21 protein-coding genes are annotated in these 24,585 nt (G+C 67.7%); 11 read left to right on the top strand and 10 right to left on the bottom strand.

Features of this window, described 5'->3' with window-relative positions:
• Positions 1-10 precede the first annotated feature (10 nt).
• The gene (locus C3E79_RS07435) at positions 11-394 is read right to left on the bottom strand and encodes a hypothetical protein (RefSeq protein ID WP_108404342.1); all 384 of its coding nucleotides are present in this window, start codon (positions 392-394) and stop codon (positions 11-13) included.
• Positions 395-503: 109 nt separating this feature from the next.
• Positions 504-2,297 (bottom strand): choice-of-anchor I family protein, encoded by a 1,794-nt coding sequence (locus C3E79_RS07430; protein ID WP_235840588.1) that lies wholly within the window; start codon positions 2,295-2,297, stop codon positions 504-506.
• 169 nt (positions 2,298-2,466) lie between these two features.
• Between C3E79_RS07430 and ilvA the strand changes: the two genes are divergently transcribed.
• A complete protein-coding gene (ilvA, locus tag C3E79_RS07425; RefSeq protein ID WP_108404341.1) occupies positions 2,467-3,750 on the top strand; it encodes a threonine ammonia-lyase IlvA in 1,284 nt (427 codons plus the stop codon).
• Between the two features lie 102 nt (positions 3,751-3,852).
• Here ilvA and treZ read toward each other — a convergent pair whose 3' ends face one another.
• Positions 3,853-5,589 carry a malto-oligosyltrehalose trehalohydrolase gene (gene treZ / locus C3E79_RS07420; RefSeq protein WP_108404340.1) on the bottom strand — a complete coding sequence of 579 codons (1,737 nt, stop codon included), beginning with the start codon at positions 5,587-5,589 and terminating at the stop codon, positions 3,853-3,855.
• A gap of 68 nt (positions 5,590-5,657) precedes the next feature.
• Between treZ and C3E79_RS07415 the strand changes: the two genes are divergently transcribed.
• Genes C3E79_RS07415 through C3E79_RS07405 form a run of 3 tightly spaced genes read left to right on the top strand, consistent with a single transcriptional unit; the run spans position 5,658 to position 6,950 of the window.
• Entirely contained in the window at positions 5,658-6,332 is a 675-nt protein-coding gene (locus tag C3E79_RS07415) for an IMPACT family protein (RefSeq protein ID WP_412778854.1), read from the top strand.
• Between the two features lie 5 nt (positions 6,333-6,337).
• Positions 6,338-6,580: a hypothetical protein gene (locus C3E79_RS07410; protein WP_108404338.1), complete on the top strand. Its 243-nt coding sequence runs from the start codon at positions 6,338-6,340 to the stop codon at positions 6,578-6,580.
• Positions 6,570-6,950 (top strand): RNA-binding S4 domain-containing protein, encoded by a 381-nt coding sequence (locus tag C3E79_RS07405; protein WP_108404337.1) that lies wholly within the window; start codon positions 6,570-6,572, stop codon positions 6,948-6,950. Before C3E79_RS07410 ends, C3E79_RS07405 begins: the two co-directional genes overlap by 11 nt.
• Here C3E79_RS07405 and C3E79_RS07400 read toward each other — a convergent pair.
• The 6 genes from C3E79_RS07400 to C3E79_RS07370 all read right to left on the bottom strand — a co-directional run bounded on the left by C3E79_RS07400 (position 6,947) and on the right by C3E79_RS07370 (position 16,452).
• On the bottom strand, positions 6,947-8,008 hold the full coding sequence (locus C3E79_RS07400; protein ID WP_108404336.1) for a GTP pyrophosphokinase: 1,062 nt from the start codon (positions 8,006-8,008) through the stop codon (positions 6,947-6,949). The genes C3E79_RS07405 and C3E79_RS07400 overlap by 4 nt on opposite strands.
• 18 nt (positions 8,009-8,026) lie before the next feature.
• Positions 8,027-10,546 carry a malto-oligosyltrehalose synthase gene (gene treY, locus C3E79_RS07395; RefSeq protein ID WP_108404335.1) on the bottom strand — a complete coding sequence of 840 codons (2,520 nt, stop codon included), beginning with the start codon at positions 10,544-10,546 and terminating at the stop codon, positions 8,027-8,029.
• 62 nt (positions 10,547-10,608) lie between these two features.
• Positions 10,609-11,280: a hypothetical protein gene (locus C3E79_RS07390; RefSeq protein ID WP_108404334.1), complete on the bottom strand. Its 672-nt coding sequence runs from the start codon at positions 11,278-11,280 to the stop codon at positions 10,609-10,611.
• Positions 11,281-12,134: 854 nt separating this feature from the next.
• Positions 12,135-13,574, bottom strand: coding sequence for an exonuclease domain-containing protein (locus C3E79_RS07380; protein ID WP_235840587.1), 1,440 nt, complete (start codon positions 13,572-13,574; stop codon positions 12,135-12,137).
• Positions 13,575-13,599: 25 nt separating this feature from the next.
• The gene (gene glgX / locus C3E79_RS07375; protein WP_108404331.1) at positions 13,600-15,819 is read right to left on the bottom strand and encodes a glycogen debranching protein GlgX; all 2,220 of its coding nucleotides are present in this window, start codon (positions 15,817-15,819) and stop codon (positions 13,600-13,602) included.
• A gap of 57 nt (positions 15,820-15,876) precedes the next feature.
• Positions 15,877-16,452 (bottom strand): TetR/AcrR family transcriptional regulator, encoded by a 576-nt coding sequence (locus tag C3E79_RS07370; RefSeq protein WP_108404330.1) that lies wholly within the window; start codon positions 16,450-16,452, stop codon positions 15,877-15,879.
• A gap of 189 nt (positions 16,453-16,641) precedes the next feature.
• On the opposite strand from C3E79_RS07370, the gene C3E79_RS07365 reads away from it, so the two are divergent.
• Together C3E79_RS07365 and C3E79_RS07360 are read left to right on the top strand one after the other, a co-directional pair.
• Positions 16,642-17,337 (top strand): nuclear transport factor 2 family protein, encoded by a 696-nt coding sequence (locus tag C3E79_RS07365; protein ID WP_108404329.1) that lies wholly within the window; start codon positions 16,642-16,644, stop codon positions 17,335-17,337.
• 10 nt (positions 17,338-17,347) lie between these two features.
• Positions 17,348-17,941 carry a hypothetical protein gene (locus tag C3E79_RS07360; protein WP_108404328.1) on the top strand — a complete coding sequence of 198 codons (594 nt, stop codon included), beginning with the start codon at positions 17,348-17,350 and terminating at the stop codon, positions 17,939-17,941.
• Between the two features lie 8 nt (positions 17,942-17,949).
• Here C3E79_RS07360 and C3E79_RS07355 read toward each other — a convergent pair whose 3' ends face one another.
• Positions 17,950-18,984 (bottom strand): type III secretion system chaperone family protein, encoded by a 1,035-nt coding sequence (locus C3E79_RS07355; RefSeq protein WP_108404327.1) that lies wholly within the window; start codon positions 18,982-18,984, stop codon positions 17,950-17,952.
• Positions 18,985-19,228: 244 nt separating this feature from the next.
• Here C3E79_RS07355 and hisD point away from each other — a divergent pair, with 244 nt between their 5' ends.
• The 5 genes from hisD to hisH are packed head-to-tail and all read left to right on the top strand — an operon-like array spanning position 19,229 to position 24,304.
• The gene (gene hisD / locus C3E79_RS07350) at positions 19,229-20,542 is read left to right on the top strand and encodes a histidinol dehydrogenase (RefSeq protein ID WP_108404326.1); all 1,314 of its coding nucleotides are present in this window, start codon (positions 19,229-19,231) and stop codon (positions 20,540-20,542) included.
• Positions 20,543-20,544: 2 nt separating this feature from the next.
• A complete protein-coding gene (locus tag C3E79_RS07345; protein WP_108405108.1) occupies positions 20,545-21,675 on the top strand; it encodes a histidinol-phosphate transaminase in 1,131 nt (376 codons plus the stop codon).
• Positions 21,656-22,258, top strand: a complete 603-nt coding sequence (gene hisB, locus C3E79_RS07340) for an imidazoleglycerol-phosphate dehydratase HisB (RefSeq protein ID WP_108404325.1) — start codon at positions 21,656-21,658, stop codon at positions 22,256-22,258. Before C3E79_RS07345 ends, hisB begins: the two co-directional genes overlap by 20 nt.
• Before the next feature lie 40 nt (positions 22,259-22,298).
• Positions 22,299-23,621, top strand: coding sequence for an MFS transporter (locus tag C3E79_RS07335; RefSeq protein ID WP_108404324.1), 1,323 nt, complete (start codon positions 22,299-22,301; stop codon positions 23,619-23,621).
• Between the two features lie 11 nt (positions 23,622-23,632).
• Positions 23,633-24,304, top strand: coding sequence for an imidazole glycerol phosphate synthase subunit HisH (hisH, locus tag C3E79_RS07330; RefSeq protein ID WP_108404323.1), 672 nt, complete (start codon positions 23,633-23,635; stop codon positions 24,302-24,304).
• The last annotated feature ends 281 nt before the right edge of the window (positions 24,305-24,585 follow it).

The following is a 24,585-nucleotide window of genomic DNA, read 5'->3' as shown; positions in this document are numbered from 1 at the left end:
GGAGGGCAGGCTAGGCAGCAGGCTTGCCGACGACCGTGCGCAGCCAGTTCTGGGCACTCGGCGAGATGGAGATGATGATGGTAGCGACCTGGACGAGCCCGGAGAGGATCGCCACAGCCACGCCCATCCACTGGAAGGCCTCCTGACCCTTCTCGGACAGGGAGCTCGACTCGACGAGCTTCTCGCTCGAGGTCTGGTCCTTGGCGCCGTCCTCCTTCGGATCCTCAGCGTCGGTGCCGGCGGTGTCCGCGCTGGTCTCTGCGGGCGGCGTTGCCTCCTGGTCTACCGAGACCGCGGTGGTCTCTGCGGCATCGGCAGGTGCGTTCACGCCTCCGAGAGCGAGTGCCGCGGCAGTAGCGGCGCTGAGCAGTGCGGTGGTGGTGCGGCGGGTCATGAGGACTTCCTTCGTGGTCGTTCGGTGGGGCGAGGGGGCCGCACCCAGGTGTTTCATCCCCGGGAGCGGGCGTTCTCACAGGCTCTGCGGATAGGTTAGTGCATCCGCGCTAAAACGGCATCCGCGGCAGCCGGTTGATGAGATCGCTCAGCGTCGCCGGGGCGATGCCGAAGTGGTTCGCCGCCGCTGCGACGGCAGCAAGCGCGCCGATGAGCGCCGCGATCGCACCGATGGCGATGCCGGCCTTCGAGGAACCGTCTGTCGAATCAGAGGAGCCCTCGCTTGAGGTCGAAGGGGCGTCGACAAGCGAATCGACTTCGAAGAGCGTCGTCGAGCCGGAGACTTCGTTGCCCACGATGAGGAGGTTCTCCCCGGTGTGCGAGGCCGCGGAGGGCACGAAGGTCAGGCCCTCCGGGCCCAGGTCGCCGGAGTTGTCGGCGAAGTCGCGGTTGTTGATGTAGGCCTGGTACGACGCGTTTTTCGGATCGGTGATGTCGTAGACGATAATCCCGCCGACGCGCTCGAAGCCGATGAACGCGTAGGTGCGGCCGTTGATGGTACCGATGGCCAGGCCTTCGGGCTCGGGGCCCTTGTCGTCGGAGCGGTCATCGATCGCTGCTTCCGCGTGGTCGGAATTGAAGTACTCCGGGATAACTCGCGAGGTGATGTGCTCGAAGTCCTCGCCCGAGTCGAAGACGCGCTCGCCATCAGCGGAGAAGATGGAGAAGCTGCGTCCGCCGAAGGTGTAGAGCTCTTCGTAGCAACCACGCTCATCGTTATCGCCGAACGCGGTGGTGATTTTCAGCCGACCGGCGTCATCGAGCGCGGAAGCGAGTTCCTCGCAGACAGGCTTGGGATCGTCCTCGGCCAGATCCTTGATGCGGGCCTCTTCCGAGTAGCCATCCCAGTCGCGGCTATCGCCCTCGTTGGCGGTGACGATGTAGGTCTGCCCGCCGACGGTGTAGGAGCCGACCGCGTCCGGCTGGAGGATGCCCTTGACCGACAGTGTGGCCGGGTTGTACGCGCCGTCCTTGTCGTTGGCGTCTATGGCGACCTCGGTGTGGTCCTGGTAGCCCAGCGGGAAGATGCGCTCGACGGTGGCGGAGGCGATATCAACCACGGCAATCGCGTTGTTCTCCTGCAGGGAGACGTACGCCTTCGAGCCGGAGACGGTGATGTATTCCGGTTCGAGGTTCTGCGCGTCCGTAGCAGAGGCCCCGACCTTGCCGTAGACGTGGACGCCAGCGGGCAGGTTACCGTTGAACGCGGTAAAGCCCGCGGTGCGCACGTCGTCCTGGGACGAGGCCTCTACGCCTGTGCGCAGCGCGATGATGGAGACCGAACCCTCCGGGTCGACCGAGTAGTCCTCGGCGGGCTCGCCCTCGTTGGCCACGAGCGCGTACTCCCCGCCGGGGGTCATGGTGACCATGTCGGGCAGGGCCCCGACGCTGACGCGGCCGAGCGGTTCGGCGGCGATGGCCTCGGCGCCAGCGTCGAAGAAGATCACCTCGCCGCCGTCGGTCTTGTCTGCGGGCTCGACGGTGGCCACGGCGAGGCCATCGGGCCGCACGGCGACGGAGTTGATCGTCGTGCCCTCCCCACCGGAGACCGTGCCGATGTGTTGTGGTTGCGCCGGGTTCGTCACGTCGAGTACGTCGATGGCGCCGGCGTTGGCGTTGACGGTGAGCACGCGTTTCGACGCCTCGTGGTACGCCACGATCTCCGCAGCAGATTCGTTCAACACACTGCTGTCGTAGGAACCCAGCGCCTTGATCTCGACGGTGTGGTCGACTGCGTAGTCCACGATCGGTTTGGCCACGACGGCTCCGTGGGCGGGGGAGACGAGGATCGTGGAGGTCAAGGCGGTGGCGCAGGCGATGGCGCCGAGGCGGGTGCGGCTCACGGGGAGGGACCTTTCAAGGTTGTGCGAGGTAATTGACAGACTATTACTAACCTGTCGAGGTGACGCCGGGGTGCATTCGGGGGCGACGCCACGTGAGCGTTTGGTAAACAGTAGGTTGCGGCGGTGGCGCGTTGGGGAGCACCTGGCGCCCCGGGATATTATTGCCCCCATGAGTACCGCCACCGATTTCCAGCCCGTGCACGCAGCAGACATCCAGGCGGCGCAGGCGAGGATTTCGTCCGTGATCGACCCCACGCCGCTGCAGTACTGCCCGCGCCTGTCCGAGCAGCACGGCGTGGAGGTCTACCTCAAGCGCGAGGACCTGCAGGACGTGCGGTCGTATAAGATCCGCGGCGCGTACTACAACATCGCAAATCTTAGCGACGCCGAAAAGGCCGCCGGTGTCGTCGCGGCCTCGGCGGGCAACCACGCCCAAGGCGTGGCCTACGCGTGCCGGGCGATGGGGATCGCAGGCAAGATCTTCGTGCCCAAGCCGACGCCGAAGCAAAAGCGCGACCGCATCCGCGTCCACGGCGGTGAGGCCATCGAGCTCGTCGTCGCCGGCAATACCTTCGATGAGGCGGCTGAGGCCGCGCGCGAGGACGCCGCCGCGCGAGGCGCCACCATGGTCGAGCCTTTCGACGCCCGCAACACCGTGATCGGCCAGGGCACCGTCGCCGCCGAGGTCTTAAGCCAGCTCACGGTGCTGGGCCGCGAGCTCGGCACCGTCGTCGTCCCGGTCGGCGGGGCGGGCCTGCTCGCAGGGGTGGCTTCCTACCTCGCCGACATGTCTCCGCGCGCCTCCATCGTCGGGGTGGAGCCTAAAGGGGCGGCATCGCTCGCGGCGGCCGTGGAGGCGGGCGGGCCCGTCACCTTGGAGAAGGTCGACCCCTTCGTCGACGGCGCTGCGGTCAAGCGCGTCGGGGAGTTTCCTTACAGAGTCGTCGATAAGAACTTAAGCCGCATCCACCTCGTCACCGCCGACGAGGGCGCGGTGTCTACCGAAATGCTCGGCCTCTACCAAAACGAGGGGATCATCGCCGAGCCGGCGGGGGCGCTGAGCATCGCGGGCCTCAACGGCCTCAGCCTCGAGGCGGGCAGCACCGTGGTGTGCATCATCTCCGGCGGCAACAACGACGTGCTGCGCTACGCCGAGATCATGGAGCGCTCCCTCGTCCACCGCGGCCTGAAGCACTACTTCCTGGTCAACTTCCCGCAGGAGCCGGGCCAGCTGCGCGCGTTCCTCACCGATATCCTCGGCCCCGACGACGACATCGCGCTGTTCGAGTACTTCAAGAAGAACAACCGCGAGACCGGCACCGCGCTCGTCGGCGTGGAGCTGACCCGGGCAAGCGACCTCGATCCGCTCATCGAGCGCATGGATGCCTCGCCCATCGAGTGCCGCAGGCTCATGCCCGGCACCCAGGAGTACGAGTTCATCGTCTCCGGCTAGGCGCGCGGTGACATCGGTGACACTGCGTTGTGTGGCGGCCTGGGGAAAGTGACGTCGTTGACAAGGCGCGTGCGCTTGTTGTCACAGCGGCGCTGACACCAGCTAGCGCTCGATCACCGCGAACTCCCACGGCCCCAGCCGCGTCGAATCGGCGGAGACGGCCGGGTCGGTAAAGGAGTAGACGAGCGTTCCGCCGACGGGCACATCCACCGGGGTGTCGCTGAAGTTCGCGGCGAGCACCACGGCGTCATCGCCCATGGTCAGCCAGGTATCCGAGTTCTCCACCTTGAGCTCGCGCAGGTCCGTTCGGGCGAGCCCGTAGTGCGCCCGCAGCCCGATGAGCGCCTGGTACGCCTCGAAGATCTCGTCCTGGCTGGCGTCGAAGGTCCAGTCCAGCCGAGCCGCCTCAAACGTCTCGGGCGACGAGGGATCGAGCACATCCTCTGGGTCCCACCCGAGGCGGGAGAACTCGCGGAGGCGGCCTTCGCGGGTGAGCCGGTTGAGCTCGTCGTCGGTATGCGAGCAGAAGAACGGAAACGGGGTGCGAGCCCCGAACTCCTCGCCCATAAACAGCATCGGGGTAAACGGCGAGCACAACACGACGGCGGCCTTGAGCACCTGCTGGGCTGCGGTGAGGTTGTGTGAGGGCCTATCCCCGGCCGCGCGGTTGCCGGTTTGATCGTGGGTGGTGGTGTAGGTAATCAGCCGCCACGGCGGGGTGATCGAAAGGTCGAGGGCGCGGCCGTGGGTGCGGCGGCGGAACTGGGAGTAGGTGTTGCGGAAGCGGTAGCCGTGGCGCAAGGTATCCGCGAGCACCTCGACGGTGCCGTAATCCATGTAGTAGGCGTGGTGTTCGCCGCTGATAAGGGTGTGGAGGCAGTGGTGGACGTCGTCAAGCCACTGCGCGGTGAGCCCGTAGCCGCCAACGCTGGCGGGGCTAATGACGCGCGGATCGTTGAGGTCGGACTCGGCGATGATGGTGCGCGGGACACCGGTGCTCGCGGCCACCGAATCGGCGAGGGCCTGGATGTCTTCCATGATGGAGTAGGCGCGGCGATCGTCGTAGGCGTGCACGGCGTCGAGGCGTAGGCCGTCGGCGTGGAACTCGCCCAGCCACTGCTCCACGGCTCCGAGGATGTAGGCGCGGACCTCGTCGGAGGCGGGCCCGGAGATGTTGACCACATCGCCCCAGCCCGTGCTGCCCGCGGTCGTGTACGGGCCGAACGCGCCGTTGTAGTTACCGTCGGGGCCGAAGTGGTTATAGACGACGTCTAAGATCACGGCGATGCCCCTGGCATGGGCGGCGTCGATAAGCGCCTTGAGCCCGCGCGGCCCGCCGTAGGATTCCTGCACCGCGTACCAATCCACGCCGTCGTAGCCCCAGTTGCGCGTGCCCGCGAACGGCTGGACGGGCATGAGCTCGATGGCGCTCACGCCGAGGGAGAGCAAGTAATCAAGCTTATCGACGACCCCCGCAAACGTCCCCGCCTCACTAAACGTGCCCACGTGCAGCTCGTAGATCACCTGCCCGCGCAGCTCGGCGCCGCCCCACGCGCCGTCCGTCCACTCGAAATCGGCAGAGACCACCTCGGAGGGGCCGTGGATCCCCTCGGGCTGGGCGCGGGAGCGCGGATCCGGCAGCGGCTTGGACCAATCCGTGCCGTCAAACAGGCGGTAGGCGTAGCGCTGCCCGTCGTGGGGTGCGGGCGCGGCCGCATCGGCCACCCACCAGCCGCTGCGAGAGGCATCAGATTCCATCTGGTACTCCGCGCCTTCGGCGAGCAGGCGGACATCGTGGGCGAACGGCGCCCAGACCTCGAAGCGTTCGGGAAGGGACATAAAAGCCAGACTATGCACCTCGCGCGCCGCCGCGCCACCCCAACCCCCGGGTACAATCGCCACCTACCATGCCCACCAATCCCTCCATGCCCTCTCCCTACCTCCTGCCGGCCTCCGCCGACCCCGTCACCGGCGAGGTCGAGATCAAGCGCTCGCGGTTCATCACCTGGGTGGCGCGCACCGGCGACGAAGACGCTGCCCGGGCGCTGATCGATCTCGCCCGCGAGACCTACCCCGACGCCAACCACCACTGCTCGGCCTTCATCGTCGACGGCGCCGCGGCCAACCCCATCGAGCGTTCCTCCGACGACGGCGAGCCCTCCGGGACCGCCGGCACACCGATGCTCGACGTCCTGCGCGGCTCGGGCGTGCGCGACATCACCGCTGTGGTCACCCGCTACTTCGGCGGCGTCAAGCTCGGCGCAGGGGGCCTCGTCCACGCCTACTCCAACGCCGTGAGTGAGACGCTGGGCCGCGTTGCCCTGGTGCGCCGCGAGGTCAAGGAGCGCGCGACGCTCTCCCTCCCGCACGCGGAGGCCGGCCGGATCGAGGCGGAGCTGCGGGCGAGGGGTATCGATGTCCTCGGCGTCGAGTATGGCGCGTCGGCTCTCTACACGCTGGCCTTTGCCCCCGAGGAGCGCGAGCGCGTCGCCGCCACGGTCGCGGCTGCCACGCACGGCGGCGGCGAGCTGCGCGGCGCGGGGCATGACTGGGTGGAGGTCCCAGTGGGCCGACTAGAATAGCGCCCATGACACTTTCGCCACGCCCGAACAACCCCATCGAGGCCCGCAAGCAGGCCGTGCGCACGTACTCCCGCAACGCCGTGATGTTCGCAGGCGGCGGCGTCGTCGGTGGCGTGGCCCTAGGCTTCCTGTTTGGCTCCCCGTTTTCCTTCGCGCTCTTCGCCCTCATGCTCGTCATCGGGGTCGTGGGCGCGGGGTGGAATTACAACAAGGTCCAGCGAATTGTCAACCACCGCGATGAGTACTGAGCCTGACGGCTCGCCCGTGCGTCTCGACGTCTGGCTGTGGGCCGCGCGCATTTTCAAGACACGCTCCCAATCCGCCGAGGCGGTGCGCGCCGGGCACGTCAAGGTAGGGGGCGCGCCGGCGAAGCCCGCCGCCCAGGTCGTGCCAGGGGACCGGCTGCGGGTGTGGAAGGACCACCGCTACCTCGACCTGGAGGTCACCGGCACCGCGAAGAAGCGCGTCGGCGCCCCGGTGGCCCGCACCCTCTACATCGATCATTCCCCGCCCCCGCCGCCGCGCGAGCTCTTCGCCGCCGCCCCCGTGCGCGACCGGGGCGCAGGTCGGCCCACGAAGAAGGACCGGCGCGCCATCGACCGCCTGCGCGGCTTCTAGCCCTGAGTGCGCCGGGCGCGCAGCGCGGCGAGGCGCGACTCCAGGCGCGAGCGGCGCAGCTTGGGGCGGTTTCCCAGCTCCGCGGTGCGCTCGATATGCGTCGAGCCGAAGTGGTTGAGCAACAGGTCGTCGATAATTCGGACCTGGCCCGGCACGAACGCGTAGTCCATCGCGTGACCCACCGTCTCCGGGCTCGAGACGTTGCAGAGCTCCGCGAGCTGCATCACCGTCTCAATGTCGTGGGCGCGCAGAAGCTCCATGAGGAAGCGGTAATCGCTCGGGCGAGACAGCGGGAACCGGCTGCCCAACAGCACAGTGAGCACGCCTGGCAGGGTCTCCGCGGCGAGGTCGGCATCGACGCCGGTGTCCACCGCGTGGCGCGGGTTGTTGATGCTGGCGATCTGGTCGAACTGCTGGTCCGCGAGCTCGATGAGCCCTGCGGCGAGCGTAAACGCGCGGTCGATCTGCGGATCCGGGTCCTCCCCGGAGCGCTTGTAGCGAATATCGTGCTCGAACTCCGCCCAGGCGTGCTGGAGCACGGTGCGGACCTGCACCTCGAACTGGGTACCCACGTAGGCCTCGAGGTTTTCCGAGCTCTCCGTTACACGGAGAACCACGTGGTGGGAGCCGTAGCCGAACCCGCCGGCCACCCGGGTCTCCTGCGCCTTATCCACGCTGCGCAGCACCTCGAACTCGTCCGCCAAAAGCGTGAGCACGGCGGGGATCTCGGTGGAATGGAGCACCGTGATGCGCGCCCCGATGATGTCGCGGATGTCGTGCCATGGGTCGGGGTAGACCGGCTCGCCGTCGCGCAGCTTCTTGGCCTTGGCTTTGAGCGACGGCCACGTCTTGATGCGGACGTCCACGCGGTCGTAGTTCACCCCGGCATCCCCGATGAGCTCGACCAGGGCCTGCTGAAACGCGGTGGCGGCGTCCGGGTGCGCCGCCACCCACTCGTGGTAGGTCGAGCCGAGGCGCGCGACGGCCCTCTCCGCCTGTGTCGACGGCCGGCGGCGGCTGCTGCCGGAGGCGCCACGCGGGGGATTCGCGGAATTCATAGGGCTATACGCTACCTCCTATAGCGACGCCGAGTTGACCAGCCTGCTGGAGACAAGAAGCGCTGCGGGAAGCTGGTCGAAAACGTCAGCGACCTTCACCGTGGACGAATACTCCCGCCCCGTAAGGCGATCGACCCAGGTGCCCTCCGGCAGCGTCACCGTCGTCTCACCCCACCCGCCGCGCCGCTGCAGGGTGAGCGGGCGGCGGGTGGCCAGCGCGATGACGCTCAACCCTGCCGCGCCGCGCACGTCCCCATCGCCGCGAGAAATTCCGACGAGGTGTGACTCCGCCTCACCGACGGCGAAGACGGGCTGGTGCTCCCCGGAGAGGAAGACATCGGGGAACTCGCGGCGCAACACGAGGGCCTCGCGCACGAGCGCCTGCTTCGCCCGGTCGATGATCTGCTCCAGGTAGGGGTAGGGGCGATCGGCGGGGTCATCGCCCGCCTCGCCGCACAACTCGGCGATGGAGCGCTTTGGGTCGCGGGAGATGGCGAGGTATTGCTCGAGGGTCTGGCTGCGCTGGGTGTAGTCCACAAAGCGCCGGTTGTCCGGGTCGACCAGGGAGAGATCGAAATACTCCTGGCCCTGGTAGGTATCCGGGATGCCCGCGCCGATGAGCTGGAGGAGCTTCCTGCCCAGCGAGACCTGGATCGCGCCGCGGTGGAGCTGGGAGGCGAACTCGGTGATCGCGGGGGCGACGGGGCCATCGAGAAGGGCGTCTATCCAGTCGGTCACGGCCTTTTCAAACCCGGCGTCGGAGTCGAACCAGCTCGTCTTCACCCCGGCCTCGCGGACGGATTTGACGGCGTAGTTGTGGAGGCGCTGGCGCAAGGAGTTATCGAGCTCTCCGCTGGCCGGCCAGACCCCGAGGATGTTCTGGAACAGGAAGTGCCCCGTCGCTGCGTCCGGGGCGGGAACGATCGCGCTCACCTGGCGGACGAGCTCGGCGAAGTCGCTGGGCAGCTCCGTGATCTCGATAATGCGGGCCCTCGTATCCTCGCTGCGCTTCGTGTCGTGGGTGGAAAGCGTCGTCATCGACCGCGGCCACAGCGTCGCCCGCTCCTGCTGCAGGAGGTGAAACTCCGCAGCCGAGACGCCGAAGCGCCCGGGCGCTCCGCCGACCTCCTGCAGCGCGACGAGGCGGCACGCGCGGTAGAACAGGGTGTCTTCCACGCCCTTGGCCATGACCGCACCGCAGACCTGCGCGAAGCGGGTCTTCGCCTCGCCGCCGGCGACGAGCGCGGCGATGATGAGGTCAAGAGCGTCGCGGCGGGAGGGGAACCTGCGCGCCATCTCCGCGATGACGGAGGAGGTAATGCGAGATAACGAGATATAGTCCGCGCGGTAGACGGGGATGGCCGCGACAAGCTCGATCACGGTCGCCGTGAGGTCTCTATCGGTGACCGTGTGGCCTGCGGTGGAGAAGTTATCGCGCCGAATCGCGCGGGTGAGTCGGCGCACCTCGGCGCCCAGCTCAAGGGCGGCGACGTCACGCTTGAGCTGGTGTTCCGCGGCGCCGATCGCCGCGTCGTCCCACGTCGAGCCCGACTGCTGTAGGGAGAGCATGCTCAACGCGTCTTCGGCCTCGCGGGAGATAAAGACCCCATCGTATTCGCGCATCGCGTCGTAGCCGGTCGTGCCGTCGACGGCGAGGCGCGGGTCGAGGGGCTCGTTGACCCCGAGGATCTTCTCCACGACGAGCCAGCGATCGTCCCCGATGAGGTCGCGCAGCCGGGTCAGGTAGTCGAAGGGATCGGCCAGCCCGTCCGGGTGGTCCACGCGGATGCCGTCGATGACGTCTTCCGCGATGAGCTGGCGCAGCACGCGGTGGGTCTGCTCGAAGACTAAGGGGTCTTCCTGCCGGATCCCGGCGAGCCCGTTGACGGAGAAGAAGCGGCGATAGGAAATCACCCCGTCGCGCCAGAACTTCAGCTGGTAGTTCTGGCGGGAATAGACCTCACGGGGGTCGTCGTCAAGCGAGGCGTAGCTGCCTGGCGTGAGGGGAAAGAACTTGTCGTAGTACTTCAGCACGTCCTCGTCGATGGAGTCGAGGTGGACGAGCTCGAACCGGTCCTCATCGCCCTCGGCCCCGAGGACCGGCAGGCCGAGCTTGCCGTCGGCGCCGTTGTCGGCGTGCCAGTCGATGTCGAAGTAGGACTCGAACTCAGATTCGCGGCCGAGCTTCAACACATCCCACCACCACTTGTTCAGGAGGGGAGTCTCCACACCGAGATGGTTGGGCACGATGTCGAGCACGATGCCAAGGCCCGCCTCGTGCGCGGTGGCCGCGAGCTCCCGCAGGCCCTCGATGCCGCCTAACTCGGGGTTGACCTCCGTGGGGTCCGTGACGTCGTAGTTGTGGTTCGATTCCCTCACGGCGGTAAAGATCGGGGAGAGGTAGAGGTGGGAGACGCCGAGCGAGCGCAGGTAGGGGACCTGCTCGGCGGCCTCGGCAAACCCAAAGCGCCGCCCCGTCGGGTCGGCGTGGGGCCCGCGCAGCTGGAGGCGGTAGGTCGAGGTGATCGGGCGTCGCATGAGAAGCTCCTAGGCGTCAATCGGGTCGAGCATCGGGGATGCGGCTCGAGGGGCGGCCGACATCACCGCCCCACAGTAGCGCCGCTGCCGAGCCCGCCGCCGCCATGTCCACCAATGATGAGGGGAAAACCCACCGAATAGCGCATCACGCACGCGCCGGGAAGACCCGCGGCGAACCTGGCGGCGAGGCCGTCGGTGGCGTCGAGGACGAAAAGGCCGCGAAGGTCACGGGTGAGGTAGGCCAGGCCGTGGCGGGGGCGCAGGACCTGCGTGAAGTGGGAGTGAAGCAGCGAGAACAGCTGCGGGTGCGCGAGCCACCCGGCGGGAGGGATCACTCCCCGGCGCACCTCGAGTCCGCGCGGGCAGCCTGCGCCGAGCGCGATGGTGGCGTCGCGTGCCCACAGCTCCAGGCGGGCCGCCCCACGCGGGCGCAGCGCCGCGTCGATGACGCCGGCGGCCGCGCCGTTCCACGCCGCCTGGACGCTCAGCCCGGCGGCCCCGAGGCGCTGGTGGGTGAGGCGCCGCCCGGCGGAATCTTCGAGCACGCACCCCACACCGGGGGAGAGGGCGAGGAAGGCCGCGGCGGAGTCGAACGCGGGGCTGGACCAGGCGCGCCACGGCTCCCCGCGCCCGCAGGCATCGGCCAGGCGGGTCAGCTGCGGCACGCAGCGGCGGGGTTCAATCGGGCGCGCGTCGGCGCGGGCGCGGGCCGGGGAGGCAGTGGAAACCGTCATACACAGTTAGACTGGCGCGGCGGCGCTGCGGTTCCATGGCGGTTTTCGCAGTGTCGGGCTCCAGCCCTGTCGCAGCGCATTGACTGGACTGGAGCAGCGAGACCTTTACGCCGTCAATTGCGCCTGTTCTTTGTAATGTAGGCGCTGTACATCACGCACGAAAGGCCGCCGATACTGCTCATTGTGGGGCCAATCGCGAGAAATGTATCCGGGGCATCGGGCAGCAGCATCCGTATGATCGTGAGGATAACTCCCACGAGGGTGAACGCGATGAGGATAACTCCAGTCTTAGTCATAGCAACCCCTACTGAGCCCAGCAGCCACCTGTAGCGAAAATCTTGATACCTCGCCCCAGGAATTGCACGGTCCTACTTTGAAGTCGCATGAAACTGATTCACCGCCGGAACGGGTTCCTTAAGTGCTTCTGGTGCTGATGCGCCTGCCAATGCCGGAGTGGAAAGAGCTACAGCGACAACTGTGGCTACAGTAACGGACTGATGAAAACGCATAGTACTCCTTTGGTACCGTTCGCGCAGCGACTACGCTGCTGTGGGTGGTCTTAATGAAGGATGAAGGAAAAGATCGTTCTTTCGGTAGGCATCCCAAAATCCTGTCAAGTAATACAGTCAAATAGGGGCCGGTGACGGAGAAAAACAGGCACAAGGCTCATGAGCCTGAACGACCGATTCGTCGGATACGATGGTGGTTTTCTCTGTCAAAACTGACGCTAGCAATCGGCCTTGGCGCCCTCAAGGGTTTCAAGAAAACTCGGTACTTTCGTGCACACCCGTATTGGGGATATGCGTAGTTCTGCGGAGAGTCACCAATCCGGCAGCCGACGCTCAAAACCGGTTCTAAAACGGCGGCTCCTCCGCGGGATCGCCCAGGTCGCTGCCCTGCGAATCGGCCAACCCCAGCGCGGTGTAGAGGCGCGAGGCGGGCCAAATCTCGATGTCCTGGCCCTTGCCGATGAGCTCCCGGGCGCGCTTCTCCTTCGACGTCATGGTGGCCCACTCGCCGGTGACGAGGATCGTCGTCTTTTTGGTCACGTTCTTCCCCACCTGGCCGCCCTGCTGGGCGATGCCCGCCCACAGTTCGCCCTTGTCGTGGGGCTCGAAGTCGCCGGTCAGAGTGACGTGCTGGCCGTAGAGCTCCGCGGCGGGGTCCGCGTCTGGGTGCGGCTCCGGGACGGTGTCGGGCGTGGCCACCGATTGCCACGGGGCGGGGCCGCGTCCCTTCCCGGAGGGGGACGCTGAATCCTGCTGGTTGCTTCCGCGCGGCGCGGCGGCCCCGTCGGCGGCCGCTTTGGCGCCGGACTGGGCGAGCTTGGCCTGCATGGCCCGCCCTGCGCCCGAGCGGTCCCTCAGCACTGGGATCACGCGCTCATCGCTGATCGCACCGAGGGTGAAGCCGGTGGAGTGCACGAATCCCATGAGGCTGCCCTCGTAGCCGGCCGCGCGCGTGAGCCCGACCATGATGCCGGCACACGCCGCGGCATCCTCGGCGGCATCGTGGTGGTGCTCAAGGGGTACGCCGAAGTGCTCCGCCAGCGTGTTGAGGCGGTGGTTTTTTACCTTGAGCTTGGCCGCGCGCGACTGCGCGAGGCTGCAGGCGAACAACACTGTGGGCACCTTGGTGCCGGTGGCGAGGCTGGCCTCGCGCAGGGCCGTGGCGTCGAACTGGGCGTTGTGGGCCACGATGGGAAGGTCGCCGACGAACTCTTTGAACTGCGCGATGCGCTCGCCGACGGGCGGTGCGTCGGCCACGTCGTCGGCGGTGATGCCGTGGATGGCCACGTTGTTCGGGTCAAACTCGTCGAGGCCGGGCGGGGGAGTGCACAGCCAGGAGGCGCGCTCGACCTCGCGGCCGTCGATAATCTTGACCAGCCCCATTTGGCAGATCGAGCCCCACGACGGGTTGGCGGTCTCGACGTCGAAGCCGACAAAGTTCAGGCTCGCGACCGCGCGCCCGCTGGCGGGCGGCTCGACGCTCTGCCCACCCCCCGCGCGCATCCGTTCGACGAGCTCTGCAAGGCGCCGCGGCCCGGCCTCGTCGCCGGGGTGGAAACGCACCGTGGTGCGCCCGCCGGTGTGGGCTATGGTGCAGGCGGGGCCGGCCCACTCGTCGCCTTCGGTGGCAAAGATCGATTCGATCTCCTCGGCCGCGATGTCCCACTGCCCGGCCCCTTCGAGCGCGGCGGCGAGCGGCGCGCGCCGGATAACGAGGGATCCCGGCCCGGGCTCGATGAGCAGGCCGTGGGCGCGCACGGTGGGCGCGCTGTGGTCGTGGTCCACTACTTCTCTTACTCCTTTGCAGCCGCTACTTCGCGTCAGCAGCATCCTCGGTGGCTTCGCTGGTCTCGGGGGCGGTGCCGCTGCCGTCGATAAGCGGCGGTTCAATCTGCTTGAGCACGATGGTCGAGCGCGCCGGGACGGTGATCGTCGCCTCGGCCTCGAGGGAGAGCTTCTGCGCCGGGTAGCCCAGCGGCTCGGTGGTGTCGATGACGACGTCCCACTTCTGCCCGAAGGTCTGCGGCGGCAGGGTGAACTCGATGTCTTCGAAGTGGGCGTTAAACATCAAGATGAAGGAATCGTCCACGACGCGCTGGCCGCGGCGGTCCGGCTCGGTGATGGCGGCCCCGTTGAGGTAGACCATGAGCGCCTTGCCGAAGGCGAAGTCCCAGTCCTGCTGCGTCATCACCTTGCCGGAGGGCACGAGCCAGGCGATCTCGCGCTCGACGACGTCGTGGCCGAGCGCGCCACCGGCGAGGAAGCGGCGGCGGCGGAACACCGGGTGCATTTTGCGGATCGCGATGAGGCGGCGGGTGAAATCGTGCAGCTCCTCGGCCTCGCCAAGGCGCTCCCAGTTCATCCAGGCAATCTCGTTGTCCTGGCAGTAGACGTTGTTGTTGCCGCGCTGGGTGCGCGCGAACTCGTCGCCGTGGGCGATCATCGGGGTGCCCTGGGAGAGCAGGAGGGTGGTGAGGAAGTTGCGGCGCTGCTGCGCGCGCAGCTGGGCGATCTCCGGGTTGTCGGTCGGGCCCTCCTCGCCGCAGTTCCACGAGCGGTTATGGCTCTCGCCGTCGCGGGAGTCTTCCATGTTGTCCTCGTTGTGCTTGTCGTTGTAGGACACGAGGTCGTTGAGGGTAAACCCGTCGTGGGCGGTGATGAAGTTAATCGAGGCCGTCGGGCGCCGCCCGTTGTGCTGGTAGAGGTCGGAAGAGCCGGTGAGCCGGGAGGCGAATTCCCCGAGCGTGGAGGGCTCGCCCCGCCAGAAGTCGCGCATGGTGTCGCGGTATTTGCCGTTCCACTCGCTCCACAGGGCGGGGAAGTTGCCCACCTGGTAGCCGTTTTCGCCAACGTCCCACGGCTCGGCGATGAGCTTGACCTGGGAGACGATCGGGTCTTGCTGGACGAGGTCGAAGAAGGTGGCAAGCCTATCGACGTCGGAGAACTCCCGCGCGAGCGTCGAGGCGAGGTCGAAGCGGAACCCGTCGACGTGCATCTCGGAGACCCAGTAACGCAGCGAGTCCATGATCATCTGCAGCGAGTGCGGGTAGCGCACGTTAAAGGAGTTACCGGTGCCGGTGTAGTCCGTGTAGTGGAACTCGTCGCCGTCGACAAGCCGGTAGTAGGCCTGGTTGTCGATGCCGCGGAAGGCGAAGGTCGGGCCGAGGTGGTTGCCTTCGGAGGTGTGGTTGTAGACGACGTCGAGGATGATTTCCATGCCCGCTTCGTGGTAGGCGCGCACCATGCCCTTGAACTCGGCGACGGCGTCGCTGGGCTTCTCCGCGGCGGCATAGTCTTGGTGCGGGGCGAAAAACCCGAAGGTGTTATACCCCCAGTAGTTGCGTAGCCCCAGCTCGCGGAGCCGATCGTCCTGGTAGAACTGGTGGACGGGCATGAGCTCGACGGAGGTCACGCCGAGGTCCTTGAGGTAGTCGATGACTGCGGGGTGCGCCATGCCGGCGTAGGTGCCGCGCAGGTTTTCAGGCACATCGGGGTGGGTCTGCGTCATGCCCTTGACGTGGCATTCGTAGATGACGGCCTCTTCGTCCGGGATCCGCGGGCTGCGGTCGTCGCCCCAGTCGAAGAACGGGTTGATGACCACGGAGAGCATGGTGTGGCCGAGGGAGTCGTCCTCGTTGCGCCCCGCGCCGGGCTCCTCGGCGTGGATGTCGTAGGAAAACAGGGATGCGTCGCCGTCGAAGGCGCCGTCGAAGGCGCGCGCGTAGGGGTCGATCAGCAGCTTGGAGGGGTCGCAGCGCTTTCCGTGCTGCGGGTCCCACGGCCCGTGCACGCGATAGCCGTAGCGCTGCCCCGGGGTGATCCCGGGCAGGTAGGCGTGCCAGACGAAGTTGTCCACTTCCTCGAGCTCGACGCGCGTCTCCGCGCCCTGTTTGTCAATTAAGCAGAGCTCGACGCGCTCGGCAACGGAGGAGAAGAGGGCGAAGTTCGTCCCGGCTCCGTCGTAGGTCGAGCCGAGCGGGTAGGCGGAACCGGGCCAGACGACGAGGTCGGGGGAATTCACATCTGTCATAAGCGCCAATGGTATCGCAGGGCGGGGGCCGGGACTGCGCGGGCGGGAGCGGGGTGGCTAGGGGGTGCTGGCAAGCAGGCCCGCGATGAGGAAGTCTGCGGCGGTGCCGATGTCGCTGCTCCCGCTGCCGGGCGGCGCGCTCGGGGCGTGGGTCGCCTCCGCGAACTGTGCGGTGAGCTGCCGCACGGTCACCGCGCCGAGGGTGAGGTAGAGCAGCCCGTCGGCGGCGGCGTGCTGCGCGCTTATCGACGCCTCAGCGCCCGCCGCCTCGACCTCCCGCGCAACGGCGGCCCGCAGGAGCGCGGAGATGCCCGCGGTGAGCGGTGAAGCCGGCTGGGACATCGCGCTGGAGACGACCTCTGCGCCGTCGCGGTGGGCAAGCAGGGCGGCGCTTAATGCCGCGCACACCTCCCCGGGGGTGTCTCCCGGCTCTGCGTCGGCCGAGAGGACGGGGGCGCAAATGATTTCTGCGACGGCGTAGATGAGGTCCTGCTTGTTCTCGATGTGCCAGTAGAGGGCGCCGGGCGCGACGCCGAGGGAGGACGCGACGCGGCGCATGGTCACATCGGCGAGGCCGTATTCGTCGAGGATGGCCAGCGCCGCCCGACTAATGGACTCGCGTGTCAGCTGCATGGCTCAAACATACCGAAGGCCCTGCACCCGCCCCGGCAGGTGTTTCCTCACAGCAACATTACAGACAAATGTCATCCGCTGATGCTGCAACGCTCGCTAGTGTGTGCTTACTATCGAGCAGTACGCAAAAGCGGGGCACGCCCGCCTGGCCATCACGGCTCGTCAGGTCAAACAAGGAGAATCGAACCTGTGAAGATGTTGTACCGATCCGCCCGAGCATCCGTGCTTGCCGCCACCGTGGCCACCGCCGCCGCGGCGCTTGCGGCGTGCGGGGCCAACGAGGAGACCCCGGAGGTCGTGGAGGCCACCGCCACCGAAACCGCGACCCATAAGGCGGCCCCTGCCGCTCCGGCCGAGCCCTCCCCGTCTGCAAGCGAGTCTGGTGCAGCGGCGTCTTCGCCAGCCCCGGGGGCGGATCCCAAGGCCCCGGGGGCCGCCGCGGCGCCCGGGGCGCAACCGCTGACGAACCCGTTCGAGGATCCGAACTTCACCCCGCCCGAGGCTGAGCCGCTTAACACTGGAGGGGCGGGAACTGATGAGGACAAGGCGCAGATGGAGAAGGCGCTGCACGACTCGCTCAACCCGGCCAGCCCGGAGCTGTGGACGCGAGCGCTGTTAGACAACACATGCCACAAGATCGCCGATCCTGCGCGGGCGGAGATGGAGCGCTCCGGCTACAGCCTCGAGCAGATTGAGCAGGCCGCGCGCATGCAGGCCCAGGCGGGCCAGGCCATGACGCTGCCGGAGAGCAAAGTCAGCCTCAGCGACGTGCGCGTCGACGGCAACCGTGCCTCCGCGAACGCCACCGTGACAAGCGATGCGGGAACCGATACCCAGGTTCAGATCTTCGAGCGCGAAGACGGTCGCTGGAAGATGTGCAACTAGACTCACCCGGGTGAGCGAGCTATCTACCACCAAGCCCCGCCCGCCCCGCCGCGCGTCCGCGGCCGGGGCGGGCGCCGGCCTTTTGGTCTATGCCTTGGTCGCGGGCTGCATCGTCGGCGCGGCTTGGGGACTTCTCCGCCCGGCCTATGTGGGGACCTACCACGACGGCGGGTTTCTGCTTGACACCGAGGCGAGCCCGCCCGGGGTCGAGTTCGCCTCATACGGGTGGTTCGTCCTGCTCAGCGCGGCGCTGGGGTTATCGATCGCCGCGCTGGCGTACGTGCGCAGGCTCACGGGAGTGGGGGCCTTGATGTGGTGCATGGTGTGCGCCGGCGCGGCGGCCTATGCTACTTCGACCTTTGGCGCGGCGACTGCGTCTCTTAGACACGGCAGCGCCGGGGCCCGCGGCAGCGGGCCCACCGAAGGCGAGGTCTTGTCTCTCGTGCCGTCGCTCGATCCTGGCGTGGCGTGGCTCGTCGGCCCGTTTGTCGCCGGACTGATGTTCTACACGCTCGCGCTGGTCTCAGCGTTCGAGGGCTCCGAGGGCTCCGAGGGCTTGGGAGGCTCGGAGGGCGGCCAGCCCCGCGCCGACGCAGCCGCGTAGGCAGGGCCCTAGTGCCTAGGCCACTGCACCGCGGTGGTTCCGCGGACATCGGTGCTCAAGGCGTCGACCGCGCCGAGAGTGGAGACGAGCGAGGAGATAATGAAGTTATGGCGCTGCGCCGCGCCGAGGCCCTCGGTGATGATGCAGGTGGTCTCGACGTGGAGGTCGAGATCCCCGGCGTCTTCAAGCACGTAGGCGCGCAACCCCACGAACTGCTCGTTGATGTCGTTGCACGCTAGCCACAGCGGGAGGAAGCCGACGTCGAAGGAGCAGCCCGTCTCCCACATGGCAGCGACGCGCACGTAGGTCTCGGCGTCGACGTAGAAGGCGTACGGGATGCCGTTGACCGACGTCGTGATCGCGCCCTGGTCGGGCGGCGGGTAGGAGAAATCGAGCATATCGAGGGTATCTCCCACGGAGCCGAGGTCTATGGGCTCGCACGGATCGTCCGCCTGGGCCTCGAAGGCGTCCGGTGCGCAGGCGGCGTCGGCATGCCCGCCACGGGGAAGGTGGCGCTCGCTGGGGTGGCGCCCAAGGAGGGCTTCGGTGTCTTGGGCCCGCGCGAGGGCAGGCGGGAGCGGCTGGTCGAACTCGATGGGGAGGAATCCCTCGCGCAGCTGGGTCGAAAACGCCGCCGCGTGCTGGAAGGCGTCCATCGCCTCGGCCATGATCTGCTCGTCGGTGAGACCGCACTTCGCGTGCACCCCGAGCCGCATGCTGACCTGGAAGTCGCCAGAATCCATTAGGCGGTAGGAGGCGGTGGGGCCGACCTTCTCCAGGTTCCACCTGTTGATGAAGCGGGCCAGCTCGTGGGAGCGCTCGAATTCGATAGGGATGCGCTCGGTGAAGTCGATGGCCAGCATGAGGGGACGGTCGTAGGAGATCCAGGCGGTGGCGATGAAGGCGTAGGTGGGCACGACGAGGCGGTCTCCCGCTTCGATGACATCAAAGCCCAGGCCGGTGAGCGCGGCGCCCACGCGGGCGAGCGTGACCTCTTCGGGTTGGGCGCCGAAGCGCGCGGCGGGCGAGTTATGCGAGCCCATGTGCACCTCCTAGCCTTCGCTCTAGCCTTCGCTGTGCTCCCCGGCCGCCGGATCCGCGGGGAGCGCGACCTCCTTCGAGCATAAGGTGCCGGGGCGGGGAGGGTAAAGCCGGGTTGGGGTGGGCTGGGTGCCGCAGCGGCCGGTCCGCGGGGCGGGGAATAGACTAGGAACGCATGAGAGACGGCTCGTGCCACCCCGCCGGGCCCGTCGGGCTTTCATCACACGAACCAGGAGCGTGACCGCCATGCTGCACTTGACCGATTTGCGAGGTCGCAAGCCCTCGACCTCCGAGCTGCGCCGGGCGCTGCCGCGCGGCAGCGTTGACGTCAATGCGGTGCTGCCGACAGTGGCGCCGATCGTTGAGGACGTGGCCGCGCGCGGGGCGAGCGCGGCGCTGGCCTACGGGGAGAGGTTCGACGGCGTGCGCCCGGCGAACGTGCGGGTGCCGCGCGAGGTGATCGACGAGGCGCTCGCGGGCCTGGCCGCGGAGGTGCGCGAGGCGCTCGAGGTCGCGATCGCGCGCATCCGCACCGTCCATGCCGCCCAAAAGCCGCAGCCTCGCACCACCGAGCTCGCCCCCGGCGCGACGGTGACGGAGAAGTTCATCCCGATTTCCCGCGTCGGGCTCTACGTGCCCGGAGGCAAGGCGGTCTACCCCTCGAGCGTGCTCATGAACGTCATCCCGGCGCAGGAGGCGGGGACGTCGTCAATGGTGGTGTGCACCCCGCCGCAGGTGGAATTCGGCGGGTGGCCGCACCCGACGATCCTCGCGGCGTGCGCCCTGCTCGGCGTCGAGGAGGTCTGGGCGGTGGGCGGCGCGCAGGCGGTGGCGCTTTTGGCCTACGGTGACGACGCTGCGGGCCTCGAGCCCGTTGACATGGTGACAGGCCCGGGCAACGTCTTCGTGGCCGCCGCGAAGCGCCTGGTCAATGGCGTGGTGGGCATCGATGCCGAGGCGGGGCCGAGCGAGATCGCCGTACTCGCGGATGATTCTGCGGACCCGACGCTGGTTGCCGTCGACCTCATCTCGCAGGCCGAGCACGACGAAAACGCCGCCAGCGTGCTCATCACGGCGTCGGAAAGCCTCGCCCGGAAGGTCGATGCAGAGGTGGAGCGGCTCGCTGGGCTCACGCTCAACGCCGATCGCGCGCGCTCGGCGCTCGGCGGGCGGCAGTCGGGCATCGTGCTTGTCGACGACCTCGTCACCGCCATCGCCGCTACCGACGCCTACGCCTCGGAGCACACCGAGGTCCACACCGAAAACGCCCGCGAGGTCGCCGAGCGCCTCACCAACGCGGGGGCGATCTTTATCGGTCCGTACTCCCCGGTGCCGCTGGGCGACTACGCGGCGGGCTCCAACCACGTCCTGCCCACCTCGGGCACGGCGCGGTTTAACGCCGGGTTGTCTACCCACACGTTTTTAAAGCCGGTCAATCTCGTCGAATACGACGAGGCCGCGCTGCGCGAGGTTGGCCCGCACATTATCGCGCTGGCCGCCGAGGAGCAGCTGCCCGCCCACGGTGAGGCGATCAAAGCACGAGGAATCGAAGGGTCATGAGCATGCAGTTCCACAAGGACACAGTCGCCCCACGCACGGGCATCGATGAGCTTCCTCTGCGCGAGGAGCTGCGCGGGCAAAGCGCCTACGGCGCGCCACAGCTCTCGGTCCCGGTGGCGCTGAACACGAACGAAAACCCCTACCCGCCGACGCAGGAGATTATCGACGACTTCCTCGCCGCCGCGGCGCAGCTCGGCTCCACCCTCAACCGCTACCCGGAGCGCGACGCGGTGGAGCTGCGAGACGACCTTGCCGCCTACGTCACCCGGCAGACCGGCGTGGCGGTGACGCGCGAGAACCTCTGGGCCGCCAACGGCTCCAACGAGGTGCTCCAGCAGCTGCTCCAGGCCTTCGGCGGGCCAGGGCGCAGCGCGATGGGTTTTACCCCGAGCTATTCCATGCACCCGATCCTCTCCGCGGGCACCCACACCGAGTTCATCGGCGTGCCGCGCGGCGAGGACTTCCGCATCGATGTCGATGCCGCGCTCGCTGCCATCGAGCGCCACCGCCCCGACGTTATCTTCATCACCACGCCGAACAACCCGACGGGCGATGTGACCTCGCTGGAGGACATCGAGCGCATCTGCCAGTCCGCGCCGGGCATCGTCATCGTCGACGAGGCCTATGCGGAGTTCTCGCCCTCGGCCTCCGCGGTGGGGCTCGTGGAGAAGTACCCGGCCACGCTCGTTGTCTCGCGCACGATGTCGAAGGCGTTCGACTTTGCGGGCGTGCGCCTGGGCTACTTCGTCGCCGCCCCGGCGTTTATCGAGGCCGTCATGCTCGTGCGCCTGCCCTACCACCTCTCCGTTCTCACCCAGGCCGCGGCGAGGGTGGCGCTGAGGCACTCGGGGGTGACGCTCGCGGGCGTCGATAAGCTGGCGCGCGAGCGCGACCGCGTGGCCGCGGAGCTTGCCGGGATGGGCTACGATGTCGTGCCGAGCGAATCGAACTTCCTCTTCTTCGGCCACTTCGGCGACGCGCACGCAGCGTGGCAGGAGTTCCTCGATCGCGGGGTGCTCATTCGCGACGTCGGCGTGCCCGGCCGCCTACGCGTTACCATCGGGCTGGACGAGGAAAACAACGAGTTCTTGCGGGCTGCGAAGGAGATTGCCAATGGCTCACAGGCGCGCTGAGGCGACGCGGAAGACAAGCGAATCCGACATCACGGTCGCCATCGACCTCGACGGCACGGGAGACGTCGACGTGGCCACCGGGCTGCCGTTTTTCGACCACATGCTCACCGCCTTCGGCACCCACGGGGCCTTCGACCTCAGCGTCAAGGCGCAGGGCGATATCCACATCGACGCCCACCACACGGTGGAGGATACCGCCATCACGCTCGGCTGGGCGCTCAAGGAGGCGCTCGGGGATAAGGCGGGGATCCGCCGCTTTGGCTCCTTCCTGCTGCCGATGGATGAAACGCTCGTCGAGGCGGCGGCGGACTTCTCCGGGCGGCCCTACTTTGTCATGAACGGGGAGCCGGAACACATGGCGTGGCAGGTCATCGGCGGCCACTACGCCACCGTGATTAACCGCCACTTCTTCGAAACCCTGGCCACCAACGCGGCGCTGACTCTCCACATCAACGTCCGCTACGGCCGCGACCCACACCACATCACCGAGGCGGAGTACAAGGCCGTGGCCCGCGCGATCCGCCACGCCGTGGAGTTCGACGGCCGTATCACGGGCGTGCCCTCGACGAAGGGGGCGCTCTAGGTGTCAGATGGTCGCGACAACGTAAAGGTGGTGATACTCCATGCTGCGCGCTAAACCGCTCACCGTCGAAGAAGTGGAGGCGGTCACCTCCCCGTGGCGCGCCCGCGGGCTCGTGCCCACGCTTGTCGCGGTGGCCGCGGCGTTCGGGGCGTGGTCCTTGCTGCTTCCCGTGGTGCCCACCGCGGTGCTCGACGCAGGCGGGTCTGAGACCCTTGCCGGCGGGTCGACGGGGGCATTTATGGGTGCGACCGTGCTCACCCAGGTCTTCGTGCCCTCCCTGCTGCGCCGCTTCGGCTACCGCGCCGTCATCGCGGTCGCCTCCGTGTTGCTCGGCGTGCCCTCGCTGGGATACATCCTGGGGATGGACCCCGCCATCGTGCTGAGCGTCTCTGTCGTGCGCGGCATCGGCTTCGGCGCGCTCTCCGTGGCCGAGGCGGCGATCATCGCCGAGCTCGTGCCGCTGCGGCTGCTGGGGCGCACCAGCGGAATCTTCGGGCTCTTCGTCGGGTTCTCGCAGATGCTGGCCCTGCCCTCCGGCCTCGCCCTAGCGCAGGTGGTGGGCTACCCCGTGGTCTTTATCATCGCCACGGCCCTGGGGCTCGTGGGCTTGGTCGTCTGCCTCGGCATTCCTCCCACGCCAGAGGCGGGTGCCGGGGGCGGGGAGCTGGCCGGGGTGCGGGTGCCGCTGTGGCGCCTCGTCGCGGTGCCCATGCTCGCGTTGTCCCTGGTGACCACCGCTTACGGGGCGGTGACGAACTTCCTGCCGGCAAGCGTGCGGGAGATGAGCCCGGCCGCGGGCGCGGCCTTCGGCGGCGTGCTGCTTGCCGTGCTCAACCTCGCGGCGATGTTCTCGCGCTACTTCGCCGGCGTCGTACTCGACCGGCGCGGGGTGCCGGGCACCGTCATCATTCCGTTCCAGATGTGCGCGGCGGCCGGGATCTTCACCATCGCCGTGGTGATGGTCACCGACGCCTCCGTGCTCTGGCTCCTGCTCGCGGCGTTCCTCTACGGAGCCGGCTTCGGGGCGGTGCAAAACGAGTCGCTCACCATGCTGTTCTACCGGCTGCCCAAGTCGAAGGCGTCGGAGGCCTCGGCGATGTGGAACATCTCCTTCGACGGCGGTACCGGGCTGGGCTCGACGGTCTACGGAATGATGCTGGCCGGTTTCGGCGCTGCCTCGTCCGGGGTGGCCCACCCGATGGCGCTGATGTATTTCATCGCCGGCTGCGTCGTCTCTGCCGGAATCGCGGTCACGGTGGCCGATGACATCCTCGGCCGCCAACGCATCGCGGAGGTAGACAACCTCTCGACTCGCCTCAGTGCGGCGCGGGCAAAGCGGCGCTTCGGCCGGCCCGGGCGGTAGAATATGACCCCATGACTGCAGCGGAATCCGGAGAGACCCCACAGGCCGCGCCCACCGTGGTCCTGCTCGACTACGGCGCGGGAAACATCCGGTCCGCCCAGCGCGCACTGGAGCACGTCGGGGCCGATGTGACCGTGACGGCGGACCCGAAGCTCGCCGTGGAGGCGGACGGGCTCGTCGTCCCCGGCGTCGGCGCGTTCGCCTCCTGCATGGAAGGCCTGCGGGAGGTGAGCGCCCCCCGGGTCATTGGCCAGCGCCTCGCCGGCGGGCGGCCCGTCCTCGGCATCTGCGTCGGCTTCCAAGTGATGTTTGAGCGCGGCGTGGAGCACGGGGTGGATGCTGAGGGGATGGGGGAGTGGCCCGGGGTCGTCGATAAGCTGCGCGCCCCCGTGCTGCCGCACATGGGCTGGAACACGGTCGACGTGGCCCCCGGCTCGACGCTCTTCGCCGGGATCGACCCGGCTGAGCGCTTCTACTTCGTCCACTCCTACGGCGTGCGCTCGTGGGAGATGGAGGAAGACCCATACATCGCCGCACCGCTCGTGTCGTGGGCAGAGCACGGTGGGGAGAGGTTCGTCGCCGCGGTGGAAAACGGTCCGCTATGGGCCACCCAGTTCCACCCGGAGAAGTCCGGCGAGGCCGGCCTGGCGCTGCTGCGCAACTGGGTGGGCACGCTGGGGTAGTGCCCGCTTCGGGCGGGGGGTATGGCGCGAGGATTGCCGCTAAATCAACACGATTCCATGCGCCACGTATGTGTTTCTGACCTGGCACATTGCGCAGAATTCTGTGATCGGTTGCGAGGGGGGGGACCTAACCTATCATCAGTCGTGTCACGGCAATCGATGGGGTAATTTTTAACTTACCTTTAAATTACTCAAAGAGACGTCATGGCAAATTTAATCAATTCTACGAAGGGAAGGAGGGGAAAATGTGGGCGCTCGCACGTTTCGGTTGGCGTGTTTTC

Origin of the sequence: Corynebacterium liangguodongii (assembly GCF_003070865.1) — a bacterium.
Taxonomy (GTDB): Bacteria; Actinomycetota; Actinomycetes; order Mycobacteriales; family Mycobacteriaceae; genus Corynebacterium; species Corynebacterium liangguodongii.
The sequence above is the reverse complement of the archived record's forward strand: the minus strand, read 5'-3'. Positions and strand labels throughout refer to the sequence as shown.